The 2,666-nt window shown below is 56.3% G+C and carries 2 protein-coding genes and 1 pseudogene; 2 read left to right on the top strand and 1 reads right to left on the bottom strand.

Annotation, left to right across the window (positions count from 1 at the left end):
- A pseudogene (locus B4U49_RS19205) lies at window positions 1-212 on the bottom strand (hypothetical protein); the annotation flags it as partial.
- A gap of 207 nt (window positions 213-419) precedes the next feature.
- Here B4U49_RS19205 and B4U49_RS00775 point away from each other — a divergent pair.
- On the top strand, window positions 420-1,193 hold the full coding sequence (locus B4U49_RS00775) for a sulfite exporter TauE/SafE family protein (RefSeq protein WP_078082701.1): 774 nt from the start codon (window positions 420-422) through the stop codon (window positions 1,191-1,193).
- Window positions 1,194-1,225: 32 nt separating this feature from the next.
- Window positions 1,226-2,593 carry a sulfoacetaldehyde dehydrogenase SafD gene (gene safD, locus B4U49_RS00770; protein WP_078082700.1) on the top strand — a complete coding sequence of 456 codons (1,368 nt, stop codon included), beginning with the start codon at window positions 1,226-1,228 and terminating at the stop codon, window positions 2,591-2,593.
- Window positions 2,594-2,666 lie beyond the last annotated feature (73 nt).

Here is a 2,666-nt window from a genome sequence, read left to right as displayed (position 1 = left end):
CTGTCGCCGACGCTTTCAAAAACAGGTCCCCGGCTTACCTCCCTCAGAGTGGGCTTTTCATCTGCACCCAGCCGGCTCTCCCACTCGTCGATCTCCTGGTCCAGATACTCCAACAGCTTCTTCGTACATCCCTGGCAGGGCCCCGCAAATAGCTGGTCTGCCGGCATGGCAAAGGGCAGGGTGCTACGTACATCAGCGATGATCGACCGCATTGCGGTGCTGGTATCCGGTTTCATGGATTGAGTGTAAAGTCACGGAGCTGGAATCGGGGTGAAGTCCGAAATTAACCAGTTTGGAGCCCCGTGACTACTGGGTTTGTCCCTGTCCCGGGCGTAAACTGGCCATCGCTGGAAATCCGACCAGTGCAGCGCCGCTGCGGCGTAAAGCAACCAATTTTAACAAGACGGGTGAGGTCGGCTTTGGCAGAGCTGGGAGAGTTGTTCAATCTATTACCCGGCCAGAGTTCCGGCCTGATGCTGGGCGCGCTGCTGCTGGTATGCGTGGTCAGTGCGTTTATTTCCGCGGTCACCGGTGGTGCCGGGGGGATCCTGATGTTCGCCGCCCTCAATGTGGCCATCCCGCTGCGTATGCTGGTGCCGATTCACGGCGCCGTGCAGCTGCTGAACAACCTGGCCCGCATTGTCTACGTGCGCGAACATATTCGCTGGGACCAATGTATCCCGTTCTTTGTGGGCTGCACCCTGGGCTCCGCGGCCATGACCCTCGGGCTTGCCAATCTCGACTGGCAGCAACTACCGCTGATTCTTCTTGCCGGCCTAATTTTCTACACCGTATTCAAGCCGAAAAAGTTGCCGGAAATACGCCTTAAAGCGCGAAATTTTTTCTGGGTGGGTATCGCCACTGGCACTCTCGGTATTATCGCGGGCGCGGTCGATCCTTTGCTCGCCGCCTTCTTCGTGCGCAAGGATATGAGCCCGAAGGAAATTGTCGCAAACAAATCCGTTATGCAGGCCTGGTGCCACGCGCTAAAAGTGCCTGCATTTATATATCTGGGCTTCGCTTTTTCCGATCACCTGGGGTTGATATTGCTACTCACCGTTGCCGCGGTGATCGGCACGCGCATTGGTATCGCCCTGTTGAACCGAATTGATAGCGAGCTGTTTTTCAATTTGATGCGCGCGGCACTTGTGATCGCCGGCGCCCGTATTATTTACCAGTTACTAGCACAATAAAAAATCAGGTGCTCAAACTACAGGTACCCACAATGGCCGATTACCAGATCATCAATCCCTACAATGGCGAGCAGATCGAAGCGTACGACTTCCACACCCGTGAGCACGTAGAGGCTGCTATTGAGCTCCTTAAAAAGGGGCGCGTGACGCAGCAAGGGACCCCGGCGTTCGAGCGTTCCAATATACTGCTGAAGCTCGCCCAGTTGATTCAGGAACGCAAGGAAGACCTGGCAGCCCTGATCACCGAAGAAACCGGCAAAACCATCAGTGACAGCCGTGTAGAAATCGATCGCGCCTACAACACCGCACTGGCCAGCGCCATGGAAGCGCGCAGTATCAACGGTGAAGCGCTAGATTCTGACGCCTATCCGCCCATGCGCGAGAAAATTGGTGTTGTATTGTGGAAGCCGCTGGGCACTGTGCTGTGTATTACCCCGTTCAACTTCCCGATCAATATTGCGGTACACAAAATCGGTCCCGCGTTTGCCGCAGGGAATACCATCCTGTTCAAGCCTGGCCCGCAGAACAAGCGTTCCGCAGAACTGCTGGTAGAGCTCTGTTATGCCGCGGGTATGGATAAATCCGTGCTGCAAATGCTGGTCCCGGACATCGACGCCACCAGCCATGCGGTATCCCACCGCGACATCCACGCAATCAACTTCACTGGCGGCACCGCTGCGGCCAATGCCATTGCCGCTAAAGCGGGCTATAAAAAAATGCTGTTTGAACTGGGTGGCAACGATCCCTTGATTGTCATGCCCGACGCCGACCTCGATGCCGCCGTCGGCGCCACCATCAACCAGCGTTTTGCCACCGCAGGGCAGCGTTGCACCGCGGCCAAGCGTCTGTTTGTCCACAGTGAAGTGTTTGATACCTTCGCGGAAAGGCTGGTGGCTGCCACCGCGAAGCTCAAAGTTGGCAATCCGGCTGAAGACGAAACTTTCGTCGGCCCCCTGATCCACACCGCGGCGGCAGACGAAGTCGAGGGACGTATCCAGGCGGCTGTAGCTGCAGGCGCCCGTGTCCTGTTCGGCCACAAGCGTGAAGGCAATATTCTGTGGCCAACGATTCTCGACAATATTGCTGACGATGCCGAACTGGTCGCCGAAGAAACCTTTGGCCCTGTGGTGCCGTTGCGTAAATTTGACGACGAGGCAGAGCTGGTATCCCTGATCAACAGCTCCCCTTTCGGCCTGCAGGCGGGCGTATTTACTCAGAACCTCGCACTGGCCAAGCGTCTCTACAACCAGCTGGATGTGGGGCTACTTGCGGTCAACGATGGCCCTGGGTTCCGCGCTGAACATTTTCCGTTTGGTGGCGTGAAAGAAAGCGGCGTCGGTAGGGAAGGGGTAAGTTATGCGGTTCGTGAAATGAGCTACCAGAAAACTCTGGTAATTTAATTGTTTCGACGTCAATAGTCTGAATCGAAGGCTGCGTGCTGGGCGGAAGGTTTCAGGAGCGTCGGCGACAGGA

It is taken from the genome of Microbulbifer mangrovi (genome assembly GCF_002009015.1).
In the GTDB taxonomy this organism is placed as follows: Bacteria; Pseudomonadota; Gammaproteobacteria; order Pseudomonadales; family Cellvibrionaceae; genus Microbulbifer; species Microbulbifer mangrovi.
This window is presented reverse-complemented; position numbering and strand designations above follow the sequence as displayed.

What these genes read in the sequence shown, in the direction of transcription:
- safD (WP_078082700.1), top strand. Translation starts at nt 1,226, where the DNA reads ATGGCCGATTACCAGATCATCAATCCCTACAATGGCGAGCAGATCGAA.